Origin of the sequence: Sulfurifustis variabilis, assembly GCF_002355415.1 — a bacterium.
Lineage (GTDB): Bacteria > Pseudomonadota > Gammaproteobacteria > Acidiferrobacterales > Sulfurifustaceae > Sulfurifustis > Sulfurifustis variabilis.
The window spans coordinates 892745-907909 of sequence record NZ_AP014936.1 but is presented as its reverse complement, the minus strand read 5'-3'; the positions used below and the strand labels follow the sequence as shown (position 1 = coordinate 907909).

Here is a 15165-nt window from a genome sequence, read left to right as displayed (position 1 = left end):
AAACGGCACGTGCTGGATCCGGTGATCGAGCCTGGTGCCACCGGCCGCGCCTGGAATGGTATTTCTGAGAGAAGTGGTCAGGATGGGATCGATCGCAACCGCGGCATGAAGGATGGCGACAACCGTTATTCGAACTTCCTGTCTTCGCGCTTCGCCCTCTGCATAGCCTCGGGCTCCCGCTTTTCCGCATAGCGATTGAGGCGGACGAACCCCCTCGAGCGGGCCAGAAGCAAGCCGGCGGAGAGCAGAACCTATGCCGAGGCGCCTCGTGGATGGCCTTGAACGTGGGCCACCTGCCCTTCGATCGCAAGCGCATCGTGCCACAGGACCGAAGAAGCGGCTTCTTAAACGCCGGCACTCATTGCAGGGGTGTTGGCGGCGTACGAATGCAGGCTACCGCGGGAGATTTCCGGCCCGGCGCAGGATCACGACGCGCTTGCCAATCGCTTTCGCATGAAAGAGGCTCTGATTTATCGTCGTTGCGAGCGCAGCGAGGCAATCTGGGGTTTCGTCCAGGCTAAAGACTCCGGGGTTGCTTCGTCGCTACGCTCCGCACAATGACGAATCGCTGAATTTCACAACGAGGTCCCAATGAGACACGGATGGATAGTGGCGATCACGGCCGCCCTGGCGGCCTGCGGTACCTTCTATATCGACCCGGCGGAGCCGTTTCGCGAGGCGAACAAACAGAATCTCGCCAAACTCTCAGTCGGAATGGCGAAGACGACCGCCATGGAATTGATGGGTACCGAACCATCGCGCGGCGTGTTCATGTGGATTGACAACCCGCATCGCAGCGAATGGATCACGGGAAACGACGGCAAACCCTACGAAGTGCTTTATTACTACACGGATATGAAACAGCGCGACGACAAGATCACGGACGACGAGCTGACGCCGCTGATATTTCAGGACGGCAGGCTGGTCGGGTGGGGCAAGGACGCGCTCCAGCGGCTCGGCAGCTAGCCGGCCGATCTCTTCACGCTTCCCCCACATCCCCTGGCCCCCAGCCGTCATCGCCGTCGTGCTCAGGGAACCCGAGCAGGAGAACGTCGGGAGCCACAATCCCGGCTCGGCGCAAGAAATTCGGCTCGCATCGATGCCCGAACGCCAATAGTCGAATTGGGTTTGCGCCGGCGCTGCGCACGCAATCGCGCGTGTGCTCCCCACGCGCTACCTCACGCCTCAAGGACTGTGCGGCGCCCGCCCGGTTTCTCTCGACGGGTTTTTACGAGTCCCCCTGCTTCAGCCGGATGAGCTCGCGGCGTTCCTTCTTGCTCGGGCGGCCTTTCGCGGCGCGCGAGTAGACGCGCTCCGCGGCGAGCCGGGCGGCCAGCTCCTTGCGCGCCGCCCTGCTCTCGTCGCTCTCCTCGTAGAGCAGCGCCGCTTCCGTCGCGGGCCCGCGCCGGGCGGCGACGCCCCGCACCCGGATGACGTGCTCGTAAGGACCGAAGTGGATCCGCAGCTCGTCCCCGGGCCGCACGGTCCTGGCCGGCTTCGCCCGCTCGCCGTTCACCCTGACTTTGCCGCCCGCCACCGCCTCGGCCGCGAGCGAGCGCGTCTTGAAGAACCGCGCCGTCCAGAGCCACTTGTCGACGCGCGCCTCGGCGCGGTTCGCGTCGGTCGTCATGCCAGGAACCGGCTCAGCGTGTAGAGTGCGAGCCCGACCAGCGCGCCTACCACGGTGCCGTTGATCCGCACGAACTGCAGGTCCCGGCCGATCTGCAGCTCGATCTTGCGCGACGTCGCCTCGGGGTCCCAGGCGGCGACCGTGTCCGAGATGAACTTGCCCACATCGGTGCGGTACTGCTCGACGAGGCCCGCGATCGCCTCGATCAGCCAGCGGTCGAGCTTGGCGATCAGCTCGGGGTCCGCCAGCACCGCGTCGGCGAGCGAGCGCAGCCCCTGCTCGATCGGGCCCGCGCCCGCGCCCGCCTCGTGCTGCTCGCCGTAGCGGATGAGCGACTGCTTCACGTCGTCCCACAGGGCGGCCGAGAACTGCCGCACGGCCGGGTGCGCCAGCATCTCCTCCTTGATCGCCTCGGCGCGGCCGGCGAGCTCCGGGTCGGTGCGCAGCCGCTCGATGAAGCGCGCGAGCGCCGCGTCGAAGCGCAGACGGAGCGGGTGCTCGCGGTCCTGGCCGACCTGCTCGAGCGTGCGCTCGATCCCGGTCACGATCTTGTCGTGGATGCGGTCGTCGATGCCCTCGGGGATCCACCACGGACTCTCGGCCCGCACCCGCTCCCGGATCACCGCCTCGTGCTCCTCGACCGTGCGCCCGAGGATCCGGAGCGCCTCGTCGAGGAGCTGCTCGTGCCGGTTGTCGGCCGTGAGGTGCGCGAGCAGGTTGCCGACGAGGGGCGCGAGCGGCGTCCGCCGCACCCGCGCCGCGACGGCGCGGTCGATCAGCGCCTGCACGTCCTCGTCCTTCAGCACGCGCGCGCCGCCGGCGAGCCCGCGCGCGACGCTCTGCGCCACGCGTTGGGCGTGCTCGGGCTCCGCCACCCAGCGCAGCACCCGCTCGGCGAGACGCAGTTCGCCCAGCCGCGCGCGGATGAGCTCCGGCGAGAGGAAATTGCGCTGCACGAAGTTCCCGAGCGCTCCGCCGATGCGGTCCTTGCGCCGGGGGACGATCGCCGTGTGCGGGATCGGTATGCCGAGCGGATGGCGAAACAGCGCCGTGACCGCGAACCAGTGCGCGAGCCCGCCGACCACCGCCGCCTCCGCCGCCGCCCGCACGTAGCCGAGACCGGGATACGCGCCCTCGTACGCCACGGCGCCGAGGAAGACGGCGACCGCGAGCAGCAGCAGGCCCGTGGCCCGCCGCTTCATACTATTCAGCCGCGCCTGCTTCTCGGGGTCGTCGACACTGAAAGGGACAGAGGCCATGGACACGAACCGGGGTCAGGTAAGGCATTATCCCCAGAACAGCTCTCAAAAGTACTTCCCCTCCCCTCGATGGGGGAGGGTCAGGGAGGGTGAGAGCCGAAGCCGCCAGAGTTCGCACTGCCGGCCCCGCCCCGCTCCCCATTGAACGACAGACCATTGCTTGTTCACTATTCGCCAATGAGCGCCGACCTGCTGGACGCTGTTAACGCCGCCCTGGCCGGGAAGTGGGACCGCGCGCACGCGATCGTGCAGCGGGATGAAGACGACCCCTTCGCCTGCTGGCTCCACGCCGTGCTGCACAAGATCGAGGGCGACGCGGGCAACAGCCGCTATTGGTATGCTCGTACGGGCCATTCCTACGGCGAGTTTGCGGATGCGCAGCAGGAGCTGGCCGCGATCAAACGCGAGCTGGAAAGCGGACGCCGGGACGAGCGCTAGCGGTCGGCGGGAGTCCGAGTTCACGTGCTCGCCCTTCGCGCAGGGCTTTGGTCAAGCCGGTGTCGCGCCCTTTGAAGGCGTAAAGCTCGGATCGAAAAAATTCGCCCTCCTGCCCTGCGGTCCACTACTTGCCCGGCGCGCGAGCGGCTGCCGGCCGCGCCGCTGCCTGCGCCGCGGCGTCGCGGAAGCGATCGATCAATCCCCGGTGGTCCTGGTACTCGGTTCTTCCCGCCGCGATCTCGGCATCGTAGGCCGCGAGGAACGCCCGGTACGCGCGCGCCATGCCGTCGGGTTTTCCCTCCCGTTCGGCGATCCGGTGCTCCAGCATGCTGGCGAGCAGATGGCCCGGCACGGCTTGGCGAAGGCTCTCGATATGCGCCCGGACCTTCGCCGTATCGCCCGCAACGAGCTGAATCAGCGCCACGTGATAGTGCGCGTCGTTGTCCAGCGTCCCGAGCTCGTCATAGGCCATGAGCGCCATCGGCACGAACCGCAGCGCTTCCTCGCGGTCGCCGCGCTCGCTCGCCGTCATAATGCGGTTGAACAGCCGATCCGCCGCCTCCCGGGGCGTCATGGACGACAGATCGACCGGCCCGCCCGCCGGCGGCGTGCCCGTGGGCCCGGGACCTGGCAGCGACGACATCGGTATCGGAACGACCTCGTCGCGATCGGCCGTCTTGGCCAGCATCACGACCACCGCCACCAGGGCGACGCCGGCGACCAGCCAGGGCGCGACGGTTCGCATGCCCCATCGTCCGATCCCTGTGCCGGCTCCCGCTCCGAGCGGCGCACCGCAGTGGCTGCAGAAGTTGTCTTGGGCCTTCTGGCCGCACTTCGGACATGAAATGGATCTGTCGTTCATCCTGCTCCCTTTTGCTCGCCTGCGTGAGTGAGAGTACGCAGCTTACTTAACGACTTTCAGGCGCAGCAACGAGATCGCCGCCGATCAGGCGGGTGCCGCTGACAAACGCATGCCCAAAGGCGCAGCCGTCTGGCAAAACGGACCGGCGCTGCCCGCAGTCGTCTGGCGCCACTACACCTTCTTCACGAACTCGGACTTGAGCTTCATCGGGCCGATGCCGTCGATCCGGCAATCGATATTGTGGTCGCCCTCGACCAGCCGGATGTTCTTGACCTTGGTGCCGACCTTGACCACCGACGACGACCCTTTGACCTTGAGGTCCTTGATGACGGTCACGCTGTCGCCGTCCTGCAGAACGTTACCGTGAGCATCCTTGACAACGAGCGTCTCGTCTGCGGCATCGATTGCCGCCTCCTTCGACCATTCGTGCGCGCATTCCGGGCAGACGAACATATCGCGGTCTTCGTATGTGTATTGGGAACCGCACTTCGGGCACTTGGGTAAGTTACTCATCCGTATATCCTGAGCCTTATCGATGCTTGGGGGAACGCCGAGCGGTGAGAGGCGTGCGGGGATCGAGCGGTTTCTTTACTGGCCGGCCGGGTTGAAGCGCCACAATCGACTTCCGCATCGCTTCGCCCCTTCGTCGCTTTGGAAGGATCTACGGGTGCGAATGCCGTGCGCGCGCCAAATCCAGCGAAAACGTGAAATCGCCGATCCACTTTCCCGCACGATAATGAATCGTCAGCGCGTCGGGAACGAATCGTGTTCGGTCCGCGACCATCGGGTAGTCGGAGGCCTCGGCGCCATTGTCGATGTCGTCGAAGCTGCACGATTTCGCATAACGCACGGGACGGAACCAGACCAGAAAGTTGGGTGTTACAACGACCGCATGTTCGACGGCCTCATCGCTAAACCACACGCGCTTGGCGATCATACAGCCGAAGATCAACTGCACCTCCGCGTAAAGCGGCGCGGTCCGTTTCTTCAACTCCCTTTCCGCGGCGTCGCTCAGCTCGACCTGTACCGGCTTGCCGTGCAGCGTGATCATTGTCTTCATCGGCCCTCCCGTCTGAATGGCGCCCGGCGCCTCAACGGCGCCGCGAATGCCCGCGCAGCGATCTCGCCAGCTCGGTGCGAGTCAGCTTCTCGATCGCGACTTTCAAGGTCCACTCGAAGAGTTGCTCATTGGTCATGGTCGGCTCGAACCCGTTGAGCACAAGGAACGTCAGCATGCAGTCGGCGGCCGTGCGCTTGTTACCGTCGACGAAGGGGTGATTCCTGGCGAGCGATACGGCGTACTGAGCCGCCGCTTCGTGGATATCGTTCGTGTCGGCGAACGTCTGCTGTGCCTGGCCAAAGGCCGACTCGAGCAGGCCTTGATCGCGCAACCCGTGCGCTCCGCCGAACGTATTGACCTGATCGTAATGAATTGCGAGGACCGCCTCGATACCGATAAACTTCGGCCGGCTCACGCGTCGGCGAGCTTCTGGAATGCCGCACGGTATTTCTGCAGCACCTTTTCGTGCGCCTTCATCACCGCTTCGCTCTCGGGCGTGATCGGGGTCAGCACGAGCCGGCCGTTCTCCTTCGTCACTTCGAACTTCTGCCCTTCCTTGAGATGAAGCTCCTGAACGAGCTCGGAGGGTATCGTCGTGACGTAGCTCGAACCGACCTTACGCAGCGCTATCTTGCCCATCCGGCACCTGTATATACACGTATATATCTCAAGCATAGTGCGCCACGTGGGCGTCTGTCAAAAAGACGGAACTGCGGCTAAGCGGTAACCCGATAAGACACCCCGCCCATAGGCTCAACGTGCCCGCCAAGCCAGGGGCAGCCGAAGCCGCCGCAGAGCGGCGGGCGCAATGACCCCTTCTTGGCCCAGTTCAGGCCTACAGTGCGCGGCGTGCCCGCCGACCGCGTCGCTTACACGTCCCGCTATTCGGCGCAGCGGGGAAAGTTTTACGCGCTTGCGGCAGGTCCGGCATGGGCGACGCCTTTGCCGACGCTCTGCCCCAGGTTGTTCGCTATTTTGATCTGCCAACCACGCGCTTGGCGGCCTTTGGTCTGTCGTGCAGCTCCGAACGCAGCACGAGCAGGCGCGGGTCGGCTTGGATACCGAGCTTGACCCGATTGCGGTCGACCTGTGTGACGGTAATTCTGATCGGCCCGTCCCTGAACAGCTCGCCTATGGTGGTCGTTGGCGCCGCGCTGTCCCCCAGTTCGATCTGGAGCCCTTCCCCGGGTCTCCGACTCAACACCAGCATCCTCCCTCCCCTTCCGCATTGATACCTATAGTCATCATAGCTTGCCCGGATTTACCCGGCAACGGAATGGTACTTATAGTCCGTGGAACCATAGTCATCGGTCCGGTTAGCTACTCGCCGATTCGAGCCCGTGGCGATGAGCACACCGTCCGAAACCAAGATCCTCAAGCAATTCGGCGCGACCTTGAGAGCCGAACGCCTCAAGGCCGAACTTTCCCAAGAAGCCTTGGCCGAACTTGCTGACCTGGACCGAACCTACGTGGGGGGAGTCGAGCGGGGTGAGCGGAATATATCCGTGCTCAATATCGTGCGCCTGGCAAAAGCGCTAGGTATTCCGCCAGGCAACCTACTAAAGAACGTGTAGCGGTTAGACCCGCAAGGCGACCAGGTTGCGAAGAAGTTCGGGATAAGCAGTAGCCAGGGTTCGAAAATTGTCCCTGATTGTCCGGTTCCGCGGGTCCGGCCCGGATCAGCCCGGCTTACATCCTTCCGCGCTACTTCACGGTCAGTTCGTTTCGCACAGACTTCACGCCGGCCACACTGCGCGCGAGCTCGCCGGCACGGGCTTTTTCCGTCGCCGAGGCGACAACGCCGGTCAGATAAACCACGCCCCCATCGGTCCGGACCGAGATTTGCCACCCGCTCGTGGCCGGGTCGTTGAACAGCTTGGTCTTCACCTTGGTGGTGATGCTCGAGTCGTCGACAAACTCGCCGGTCGTCTGGCCGGCGCCGGCACAGCCCAGCAGGCCGGCTACGAGCACGGCCACGAACAGTTGGCGGATGACGGTGGACGCAGGTTTCATTTTTGAAGCTCCGTCTGTTGTTGTTGAACCGGCCTATTTTGCCGCCCGCCCGGCCCTTGGCAAAGGCGCTTTTGAGATCGGCATCGCCCCGCCCTATTGCCTGGGGGCATGGATTGGAGCCGGACGTTCAGGTCTCGCCTCATACAGAGGCGCCATGGCCGCAGCCCGGACTTCAGGCAACGCCACGGCGACCTTCGGACCAGGCGGCTCAGTCGGATAGCAACGCGGTCACGACCGCTTCGCCCGGCTGCTCGAGGCTCGCGAGCAGGGCCTCTGATTTCGCCTGGAAGTCGGCGAGATACTCCGGAGGAATCGAGGCTGCCTCCGGCTCGCCCGTGCCGGGCGCCGCGTGAGCCCCGTTGACGCGATACTCGTAGTGCAGATGCGGGGCGGTCGCGGCGCCGGTGTTGCCCACGTAGCCGATGATCTCGCCCTGCTTCACTAGCTGCTCGGGCGCCAGGCCGCGGGCGAAGCCCGAGAGGTGTGCGTAAAGCGTGGAACGGCCGCCGCCGTGGACGACGATCACGGTGTTGCCGTACTCGCCGCGTTCGCCCAGGACCTTGACCCGGCCGTCGGCGGCCGCCATGACCGCCGTGCCGATGGCCGCGGGATAGTCGATCCCCTGGTTCTCGCGCAGCGTCGTGATGACCGGCTGACGCTCGTCGTGGGAGCTCGGGCTCACGCGCGTGAAGTCGATCGGCGTGCGCAGGAACTGGCGGCGCACGCTCTGGCCCTCCGGCGTGAAGTAGTCGTCGATCTTGCCGTCGCTCGAGGTGTAGCGAACCGCCCGATGGGTCTCGCCGTTGCTCGTGAGCTCGGCGGCCACGATGCGCCCGTCGCCGAGATACTCGCCGTTGCGGTACTTCTGCTCGAACACGACGTTGAAGCGATCGCCCGGGCGGATGTCGCGGGCGAAGTCGACCTGCCACCCGAAGATGTCGGTCGCGAGTTGCTGAAGCATCTCCGGCGACAGACCGACCGCGCGGCCGGCGACGAAGAGGGAGGCGTTGATCGTCCCGCGCACCTGGGCCGTCTGGGTCTCGATCGGCGTCTCGACGACCTTCGCGGTGAAGCCGCTCTCCGCGCGCGTCACGGTCAGCACCTCCGTCTCGCTGATCCGACGCTGAAGCCCATCCAGCACGCCGTTCTTGAGGGTGATGGTGAGCCGGTCGCCGGGCTTGAGCACCTTGAACCGCTCCTGCACGGCCGGGTCGCTTAACATCGCGCGAAGCTCGGCGACGTCGATCTGCAGCGCCGTGAAGATCGAGCCCAGCGAGTCCTTGGGCTTCACGACATAATCGATATCGACCTTTCTTACCGGCGGAGGCTCGGGCGCCGGCGCCGGAGCCACGGCGAGTTCCGCGGCTGTCGGAAACGGCATCGGTTCCGGTGCGGCCGGCGGCATCTCCCGCGAAACGGCGTAAGCCAGGCCGCCGGCCACCACCAACCCCGAGAGCACCCAGGGCGCCCTGATCCTCCTGCGTCGGGTTCCGAACGTGAGCTCGTGGTTGAAGGAGAGGTTGTTTCGCTTCCGTATCATCGCGGCGACCGGCTCGGGAATGGGCTATGGGCAGCCCATCATAAGTAAACGGCGCGCTACCCGGCCCGCAGGTCCTCGGCCCGGAGCTACACGCCGTCGACTGCCTGTTTTTGTTTCGGCTACGAATGTAGCCAGAGTCAGCCCCCGGTTGCTCCCTTTCCAGGCAGTACGCTGGGAGGCACCGGAACAGGAGCGACTGGCTCAGAACTTGAAAGCCAGACGCGGGATATGACGCAGGAGCAGCTCGCGAAAAAGCGCGGACAGGCCGGACCACGCTTAGCCGACTCGAAAACGCCTTCCTCAATTTCTGAGATCCGACCCCGCTGTTCAGGGCCGAACAAACGTCCGGTTTAACGTCACCGACTCTGCTCGATCGCCTCTTCAAGCCTGGATGCAAAGGCTTGATACGGCATTGCGCCGACTATCCGGATACCCTCGAGCCGGTCGCCATTGAGCCGGCCAAGCACGAACGAGGGCGTTCCGGATACGCCCGCCGCTCTGCCTTCGGCCACATCGCGCTCCACCTTCTCGCCGTAGCGCCCGGATTCCAGGCAGCCGCGAAATCGGTCCATGTCCAGACCGAGATCGCCGGCGTACGCGAAAATGTTTTCGGCTTTTACCTGGTTCGCGTTCGCGATCATGGCATGGCGAAGCTCCCAGAACCGGCCCTGCTCTCCGGCACAGCGCGCGGCCAGGGCGGCGCCGCGCGCGTGTTCATGGAAGGCGAGCGGAAAATCGCGGCTCACGTAGCGCACCCGCCCGGTGTCCACGTAGTTCCTCTTGATCTGCTCGAAGGTGGTCTGGTGGTACTGACGACAGAACGGGCACTGGTAATCTGCGTATTCGACCATGACCACCGGCGCATCCGCGCGCCCGAGTGAATAGCCGCCCGGCGCAAACTCGATGCTCACCTTCTGGTCTGCCGGCGGGCGCGCCTGGGGTTGCTCGGGCTCCTGCTGGCGCTCGAGCACCCGGCGGATCGCCCGCAGCTCGTTCAGGATGTCGTCCGCCTGCTGCTCGGTGATTCCCTCGGCCGCCACCCCACCGGCAGCGAGCAACATCGCCGCCGCCAGAGCACCGATCGACCGCGCGCCTAGAGACACGGAATAGCATCCGGAATGCACGTCCCGCCCGACTCACAGCGGTGCGTGCCCGTCGGGCATGCGGCCTGGCAGGTTCCGAACTCGCAGTTGGCGCTCACACACTGCGAATTGCGGTTGCAGGCGCCGCCGTCCAGAAGGTCGCGCTGACAGGTGAGGGTCGTATCGCAGAAATCCTGATAGGGACAGTTGACGTCCCCGGTGCACTGCGCGGTGCATTGGCCGGCGTTGCAGGACCACCCGGAGGGGCAAACGTTGCCGCACGCCCCGCAGTTACCCGGGTCATTCGACACGCCGGCTTCACAGCCGTTTTGCGGGTTGCCGTCGCAATCGGAAAATCCCGGCATGCACGAAGCGAGCCCGCATGTGCCATTCGAGCAGACGGCAGCGGCATTGGGAAACGAGCAGACGTTGAAACACGCCCCGCAATGGTTCGGGTCCGACTCCTTGTCGAAGGTCTCGTCGATTCTGCCATCGCAGTCATTATCCTTGCCGTCACAGCTGTGCTCCAGGGCGCCAGGCGACGTGGTGGCGTTGTGGTCATCGCAGTCGACCGCGCTCCCGCATCCCGCCTGCGCATAGAAACCGTCGTTGTCTGCATCCGTGCAGAACTGACATCCCTCGTCCGTTTGAGCATTGCAGTTGTTGTCGACGCCGTCGCAGGTTTCAGCGGCTGCCGGATTGATCGTGACGTTGTTGTCGTTGCAGTCTTCCAGTTCGGAGTAGCCGTCGCCGTCATTGTCCACGCAGAAGCTTTCGGAGACTTGCGTGATCGTATTGTCCTGGACCACGACGTTCTGGATGGTGTGCGGCTGCCGACCGGGGATCTCGATGGTCAACGTGTACGTTCCGGGCACGACGAAGTAGAAAATGCCCGTGCCGTTCTGCCCCAGAATGACCTGTTGATTGGTTCCCGGCAGGTGCGCCATCAGGCCGGTATTGCCTCGACAGTAATTCACCTGCAATTCAATCTGCCCGGTTTTTTGCGGCGAGGCAGGATGGGCAGCCCCCGATAGCGCAGCATCGGGTGCGAGCGCCAGCGCAGCCAGGAACGTCGATGCGATCGTTGGAAGTCTCATTGTTGTTTCTCTCCCATTAGTCGAGGCCCACCGAACGTCGTTCGGCAAGCGATGCTCGGCAGCGCTCTCAGAAGCACGGTAAAGCCATAAACGAGGCGGATTTCATGCGGTGCATGCACTTTTTTTCTTATGTGCGGCCGGAAAGCGTGGTGCCTTCACGGGGGCCGTTACCTGGCTGCGTGCTCCACCCGCGCCATGATTAGACACCCGCGACGGCAAGCACTAAATAAGACTTTCGTACTACCGGGAGGACTTTTGTACTATCCGCTGAAGCCGGGTTGGAAGCTCGACCAGAGGTAATCGCCGGGGCGTCAGCCTCGGCGTAGAAGCACGGCTCGCGGTTGTTACCGCGCTGGATGACGTGTTGAAGAACCCGGGGCCGGATGAAGCGCGGCTTGCGGGCCATTGGAACCTACCTCCCTGTGACGACCGATTGTTCATCGGGCGCTAGTTATTATTGGTCCGGGCTGCGGCGGGCGAATATTAGCGGATTTTGCTCTCTGACCCGGTTTAGCCCGCTCTTGTTTCTTCTCCCGAAGAAAACTCGAACGCACAGAGGGCGGTTATCTGCTCTAAACCACTGCGGCCAGATCAGCGCAGTGAAACGACGGGCAGCGCGATATCAAGCTTTGTTCGACCGATGTCCTGCTAGGTGCTGATTCCTCTAATTGTTTTGAGTCGGCCACTAAAATAGTATTGTGAGACCCGATACCAGCGTATTTTTTGTTTCGCTTCTCAGGGACACACTCGCCTCAGAATAGGTCGTTTTCTTCCAACATTACGCTCTTGATAACCCAAGCGGCCGCCCAGGACTCGCCGGCTTTCTTCATAGCATCGCGAACTTTGCTGAGAGTGGTGTATCGTACGTTCCTAACGTCAACTCGTACCGGATATGCGTCTGGCCGTCCTGGCCAAGGTCGAGCGCGCGGCGGTCTGTACTGTCGACTTGCGGCATCAGCAACGACCGCTTTTTGCGTACGCGCCCTCGTTGTCGGCACTACGATGACGAGTTCGAAATCGTCGTCACGACTTCGCTTGTATACTTCGCTGCAGCCATTCTTTTCGACCGCCAAGATATCGGGCAGATTATCGTAGCGGTGAATGATTGCCTTCTTCTTTGCCATTGGCTATTCGTCTTTTTTAAAAACCACAGAGCAGCCCCTATATCAAACTGCGGGATCTCACCGCGAATTTGTTCTGCTCCTCCCTGAAGGCCTTTTTCTGATCGAAAAACGCGCTTCCCAGCTCCGACACCAGCCTATCGGAGACAGCTAGTTCGCGCGTTCGCCCGTTTGGGCGGGTCCGACGCGGATCAGCTGCAAATCGATACGCGCACCCAATGGTCATTTTTCAGCCACTCGATCATCGAGCCCCAATTCTCGTAATGCGTTTTGAGTGTCCTCATAGGTCTGTTTTGAGAACCCGTCGGGTGGGTTTACGTCAACCTCGACAGTAAGTTTCAGGCCTCCAGTAGCGGCAAAGCGGGAGAGCACCTTGGTGTAGAAATTCATCCATTTCTGCGGAGGCACTTCGCCTGACCATCTGAGGCCGGCTATCTTCGCTGGGCCCGCATCAGGCGGTGTCGGTGCCGATGGAGGCAGCTCAATCGGTTTGCCATCCGGCTCCACGCCACCTCCCGTCGCAGCTCCAGCACCCGTGCCACCTGCTCCTACAGAAACTCCCTCGGGAGGTTGTGCGGCTTGCCCCTCCAGATAGGCTCGCGCCGTTTCCGCCGTGATGACAAACATGTCGTCAGAGAACTCGATGTCGGCGGGGCTGACGCTCTGATTGAAGGCGAACGGTTGATACTTGCCGGAGGTACCTTTACCCACGTAGGCGAGAATTCCGCTCTCGACACCGCGCGCGATCGTTTCTTTGATCGTCTCCGCGTTCAATAGGCGTGGAAAAACGGGTGACGCGTAGAACGCGTCGCGAACGGACTTGGTCGCCCATTCCTTGAAAGCGGGCGGCCAGTTGCGCACCAAAAAGTTCGGGCTCACTCCTTTCTCGACGTCGCCATCGGCGGACAACCGGTTAAGGATGTTGGAGAGAGGCGAGTCCGCTGCACTGGAATGAACAAGCCCGAGATCGACCATCTTCACCGTGTTGTCCTTGGCAAGCAGGAACAGGTGTTTGTAGCTGCGCCAGATGGACTCCTTCAGATCACGTTTGGCCTTATGGCTGTACTCGGCGAGCTGCTTCTTCTGCGCTTCGTCGAGCTTTAAATCGTCCGCGTCGTCTTGAATTGCCTGCCAGGCCAGAAGTTTCCGGGCCTCCTCCCGCATGGACTGAGCGGAATCCGGCACCACCCCGATCAGCGCGCTCTTGAACGTCCGCGCGGTCGTACCGCATTCCCTGATCATCTGCTCCACGAACTGGCGGGTTGCCTTCTCGTCTTCCATCGTCCGATCCAGGTCGGCGATGAGAAAGCTGATCACAGGGCGATCGGAAATCTGAATACTCTTTTCGGGGAAGAACACTCGTTCGACGAATTCCTTCGGCGCGAATATCTTCTGAATCTCCCGTTTAACCTCCTCGTCCACTTGCGGGGCCTGGACGGTGGCGCGGCGGTCTGCGAATCGCTTGTTGAGGTTTTCCTTCAGGCTGAACTTGTACCGGGTCTTTTCGACGTTCAGGTAGTAGCAAGCGTCGGTGAGTGCCTCCAGCACGGTCTCTATGTTGCCGATGTCGCTACCGGGTTGCCCCACAGCAAGCCGAATCTCGGGGACGCTGGCCTCCTGCGCTTCCGCACCAACCTGCCCACCGTTCGACTCGAAAAAGATCGTGGCCGCAACCTTGCGATGGAGCCTAGCCTTCTTGATCGCGTCGATGGCCTCGGCATCAAGCCGGACGGCATGGGCATCCTTCTTGCCGGCAATGTCCGTGGTGACCGCCGCCTCCAGTTTGGTCTCGCCAAGCTGCTCGAACACGGCAGCACGGAACATGGGGTCATCGAGTGGCGCGGTACCCAGTGTGATCAAGGGATCGCGTTGCGCCCCCTTGTAGCCCTCCTGGTAGGCCCTGGACACCCAAAGTGCCAACAGGCGCAGGATGCCGCGCGTCTGCTGAAAGCGCGGCAGGGTCTGCCACTTCCGCTCGAAGACGGAAATCACCATAGGGTGAAATGGATAGGTTGCTCGAAACTCCTCGCGGGCGAGGTCGGGGTTGATGAGGCTCGGCAACTGCTGGCGATGTTCTTGCACCCAGTCCGCATAGGCGCGGCAGGTGTCCTCCGCCTGCTTGTCCAGGATCACTCGGCCATCCGAGGTCACGGCCCGCTCATCCCATTCGAATAGCCGGCGACGGATGATCTCGGAGGTTTCCGACTCCACCGACACGATCACCGCCTTGCCGAGCCGGTCCAGTAGATTCTTCAGGCGCTGCTGGTCGGCGTGGTCCTTGTCCGTGTAGGAAAGCTCGGAGGCCGGAATCGAACCAACCAAGACGGCGTTGTTGCGCCCGCGAACTGTTTCCGACAGCGCTTGAATGAAGTTATAAAGCTTGTTGTGCCAGCCCCGGTCGCGGTAGGTACTGATGTAGTTCAGCACCTCGTCCATCAGGATCAGGCAGGGACGATCCGCCGGCAGGAACTTTCCGATCACGTCGCCCTTGGGTTCGATGAACTCCGCGTCGTGCTGGGCGACATGGGCAAAGGACTCCGTGCCCCCCAATTGCCAAGCGAGCTCGCCCCAGGGTGTCCTACGCCTCGGTGTCCCGTCGTCGCCCCCCCGACCGGTAACGGAATCGAACTCTGTACCGACGAAGACAGCGACCGCGCAGTGGTCAGGAACGGTTGGAATGCCGGCCCGCTGTAGAATCTTGGCGACACCTCGCCAACCATTGCCGGCCGATCCATGCCGTGCAAGATGATAGAGCAGGGTCAGCGCGTGGGTCTTGCCGCCACCGAACTGCGTGGTCATGTTGAACACGGCGCTTGTCTCAGTGGTGATGCCACTGAGCCTGCGCATTACCTCTGCTCCCAGGCCCGCCAGATTCTCGGTGAGGAACGTCCGGTCGAAAAACCGTTGCGGGTCCTTGTAGTCCTCTGGCGCATTGCCCTGGTCTCCGAGGCGCACCTTATCCAGATGAACGGCGAATTCAGAAGCGTCGAGTGGCTTGCCCTCCCGCAAGTCCTCGCGCGGCTTCACTACGTCATACCAAGGTTTCAGTTTCATCGTTGTCCC

At 63.0% G+C, this 15165-nt stretch carries 18 protein-coding genes; 4 read left to right on the top strand and 14 right to left on the bottom strand.

The annotated features are described in order from the left end of the window. Positions 1 to 9 precede the first annotated feature (9 nt). Both SVA_RS19330 and SVA_RS04360 read left to right on the top strand, forming a co-directional pair. Entirely contained in the window at positions 10 to 192 is a 183-nt protein-coding gene (locus SVA_RS19330) for a hypothetical protein (protein WP_148665376.1), read from the top strand. Positions 193 to 609: 417 nt separating this feature from the next. Beyond that, positions 610 to 966, top strand: coding sequence for a DUF3192 domain-containing protein (locus SVA_RS04360; protein ID WP_169923968.1), 357 nt, complete (start codon positions 610 to 612; stop codon positions 964 to 966). Positions 967 to 1228: 262 nt separating this feature from the next. On the opposite strand, the gene SVA_RS04355 is transcribed toward SVA_RS04360, so the two are convergent. Beyond that, the gene (locus SVA_RS04355) at positions 1229 to 1630 is read right to left on the bottom strand and encodes an RNA-binding S4 domain-containing protein (RefSeq protein WP_096459326.1); all 402 of its coding nucleotides are present in this window, start codon (positions 1628 to 1630) and stop codon (positions 1229 to 1231) included. Further along, complete coding sequence (locus tag SVA_RS04350) at positions 1627 to 2889, bottom strand: DUF445 domain-containing protein (protein ID WP_096459323.1); 1263 nt, start codon at positions 2887 to 2889, stop codon at positions 1627 to 1629. The genes SVA_RS04355 and SVA_RS04350 overlap by 4 nt, the downstream gene beginning before the upstream one ends. A gap of 177 nt (positions 2890 to 3066) precedes the next feature. On the opposite strand from SVA_RS04350, the gene SVA_RS04345 reads away from it, so the two are divergent. Beyond that, positions 3067 to 3327, top strand: a complete 261-nt coding sequence (locus tag SVA_RS04345) for a hypothetical protein (RefSeq protein WP_096459320.1) — start codon at positions 3067 to 3069, stop codon at positions 3325 to 3327. Positions 3328 to 3451: 124 nt separating this feature from the next. On the opposite strand, the gene SVA_RS04340 is transcribed toward SVA_RS04345, so the two are convergent. From SVA_RS04340 to SVA_RS04315, 6 genes are all read right to left on the bottom strand, one after another. Then, on the bottom strand, positions 3452 to 4072 hold the full coding sequence (locus tag SVA_RS04340) for a hypothetical protein (RefSeq protein WP_096459317.1): 621 nt from the start codon (positions 4070 to 4072) through the stop codon (positions 3452 to 3454). 288 nt (positions 4073 to 4360) lie between these two features. Then, entirely contained in the window at positions 4361 to 4702 is a 342-nt protein-coding gene (locus SVA_RS04335; RefSeq protein ID WP_096459314.1) for a zinc ribbon domain-containing protein YjdM, read from the bottom strand. Between the two features lie 148 nt (positions 4703 to 4850). After that, on the bottom strand, positions 4851 to 5249 hold the full coding sequence (locus SVA_RS04330) for a hypothetical protein (protein ID WP_096459311.1): 399 nt from the start codon (positions 5247 to 5249) through the stop codon (positions 4851 to 4853). 31 nt (positions 5250 to 5280) lie between these two features. Further along, the gene (locus SVA_RS04325; protein ID WP_096459308.1) at positions 5281 to 5664 is read right to left on the bottom strand and encodes a type II toxin-antitoxin system death-on-curing family toxin; all 384 of its coding nucleotides are present in this window, start codon (positions 5662 to 5664) and stop codon (positions 5281 to 5283) included. Further along, complete coding sequence (locus tag SVA_RS04320; protein ID WP_169923967.1) at positions 5661 to 5888, bottom strand: AbrB/MazE/SpoVT family DNA-binding domain-containing protein; 228 nt, start codon at positions 5886 to 5888, stop codon at positions 5661 to 5663. The genes SVA_RS04325 and SVA_RS04320 overlap by 4 nt, the downstream gene beginning before the upstream one ends. Positions 5889 to 6219: 331 nt before the next feature. Beyond that, positions 6220 to 6459, bottom strand: coding sequence for a carbon storage regulator (locus tag SVA_RS04315; protein ID WP_096459302.1), 240 nt, complete (start codon positions 6457 to 6459; stop codon positions 6220 to 6222). A gap of 136 nt (positions 6460 to 6595) precedes the next feature. On the opposite strand from SVA_RS04315, the gene SVA_RS04310 reads away from it, so the two are divergent. Next, positions 6596 to 6823, top strand: coding sequence for a helix-turn-helix domain-containing protein (locus SVA_RS04310; protein WP_096459299.1), 228 nt, complete (start codon positions 6596 to 6598; stop codon positions 6821 to 6823). A gap of 130 nt (positions 6824 to 6953) precedes the next feature. Here the strand turns inward: SVA_RS04310 and SVA_RS04305 are convergent, their stop codons facing one another. The 6 genes from SVA_RS04305 to SVA_RS04285 all read right to left on the bottom strand — a co-directional run bounded on the left by SVA_RS04305 (position 6954) and on the right by SVA_RS04285 (position 15156). Next, the gene (locus tag SVA_RS04305) at positions 6954 to 7262 is read right to left on the bottom strand and encodes a BON domain-containing protein (protein WP_096459296.1); all 309 of its coding nucleotides are present in this window, start codon (positions 7260 to 7262) and stop codon (positions 6954 to 6956) included. 208 nt (positions 7263 to 7470) lie between these two features. Next, positions 7471 to 8802: a peptidoglycan DD-metalloendopeptidase family protein gene (locus tag SVA_RS04300; protein WP_096459294.1), complete on the bottom strand. Its 1332-nt coding sequence runs from the start codon at positions 8800 to 8802 to the stop codon at positions 7471 to 7473. Positions 8803 to 9158: 356 nt separating this feature from the next. Then, a complete protein-coding gene (locus tag SVA_RS04295) occupies positions 9159 to 9863 on the bottom strand; it encodes a DsbA family protein (protein WP_096459291.1) in 705 nt (234 codons plus the stop codon). Positions 9864 to 9895: 32 nt separating this feature from the next. Then, a complete protein-coding gene (locus tag SVA_RS19980) occupies positions 9896 to 10981 on the bottom strand; it encodes a MopE-related protein (RefSeq protein WP_096459288.1) in 1086 nt (361 codons plus the stop codon). A 752-nt stretch (positions 10982 to 11733) separates the two neighbouring features. After that, positions 11734 to 12105 (bottom strand): hypothetical protein, encoded by a 372-nt coding sequence (locus SVA_RS19705; RefSeq protein ID WP_169923966.1) that lies wholly within the window; start codon positions 12103 to 12105, stop codon positions 11734 to 11736. Between the two features lie 219 nt (positions 12106 to 12324). Continuing rightward, positions 12325 to 15156, bottom strand: a complete 2832-nt coding sequence (locus tag SVA_RS04285) for an ATP-binding protein (RefSeq protein ID WP_096459285.1) — start codon at positions 15154 to 15156, stop codon at positions 12325 to 12327. Between the last annotated feature and the right edge of the window lie 9 nt (positions 15157 to 15165).

Coding starts and splice junctions, on each gene's coding strand:
- SVA_RS04355 (WP_096459326.1), bottom strand. CDS start 1,630: ATGACGACCGACGCGAACCGCGCCGAGGCGCGCGTCGACAAGTGGCTC.
- SVA_RS04350 (WP_096459323.1), bottom strand. CDS start 2,889: ATGGCCTCTGTCCCTTTCAGTGTCGACGACCCCGAGAAGCAGGCGCGG.
- SVA_RS04345 (WP_096459320.1), top strand. CDS start 3,067: ATGAGCGCCGACCTGCTGGACGCTGTTAACGCCGCCCTGGCCGGGAAG.
- SVA_RS04340 (WP_096459317.1), bottom strand. CDS start 4,072: ATGCGAACCGTCGCGCCCTGGCTGGTCGCCGGCGTCGCCCTGGTGGCG.
- SVA_RS04335 (WP_096459314.1), bottom strand. CDS start 4,702: ATGAGTAACTTACCCAAGTGCCCGAAGTGCGGTTCCCAATACACATAC.
- SVA_RS04330 (WP_096459311.1), bottom strand. CDS start 5,249: ATGAAGACAATGATCACGCTGCACGGCAAGCCGGTACAGGTCGAGCTG.
- SVA_RS04320 (WP_169923967.1), bottom strand. CDS start 5,888: ATGGGCAAGATAGCGCTGCGTAAGGTCGGTTCGAGCTACGTCACGACG.
- SVA_RS04315 (WP_096459302.1), bottom strand. CDS start 6,459: ATGCTGGTGTTGAGTCGGAGACCCGGGGAAGGGCTCCAGATCGAACTG.
- SVA_RS04310 (WP_096459299.1), top strand. CDS start 6,596: ATGAGCACACCGTCCGAAACCAAGATCCTCAAGCAATTCGGCGCGACC.
- SVA_RS04305 (WP_096459296.1), bottom strand. CDS start 7,262: ATGAAACCTGCGTCCACCGTCATCCGCCAACTGTTCGTGGCCGTGCTC.
- SVA_RS04300 (WP_096459294.1), bottom strand. CDS start 8,802: ATGATACGGAAGCGAAACAACCTCTCCTTCAACCACGAGCTCACGTTC.
- SVA_RS04295 (WP_096459291.1), bottom strand. CDS start 9,863: ATGTTGCTCGCTGCCGGTGGGGTGGCGGCCGAGGGAATCACCGAGCAG.
- SVA_RS19980 (WP_096459288.1), bottom strand. CDS start 10,981: ATGAGACTTCCAACGATCGCATCGACGTTCCTGGCTGCGCTGGCGCTC.
- SVA_RS19705 (WP_169923966.1), bottom strand. CDS start 12,105: ATGGCAAAGAAGAAGGCAATCATTCACCGCTACGATAATCTGCCCGAT.
- SVA_RS04285 (WP_096459285.1), bottom strand. CDS start 15,156: ATGAAACTGAAACCTTGGTATGACGTAGTGAAGCCGCGCGAGGACTTG.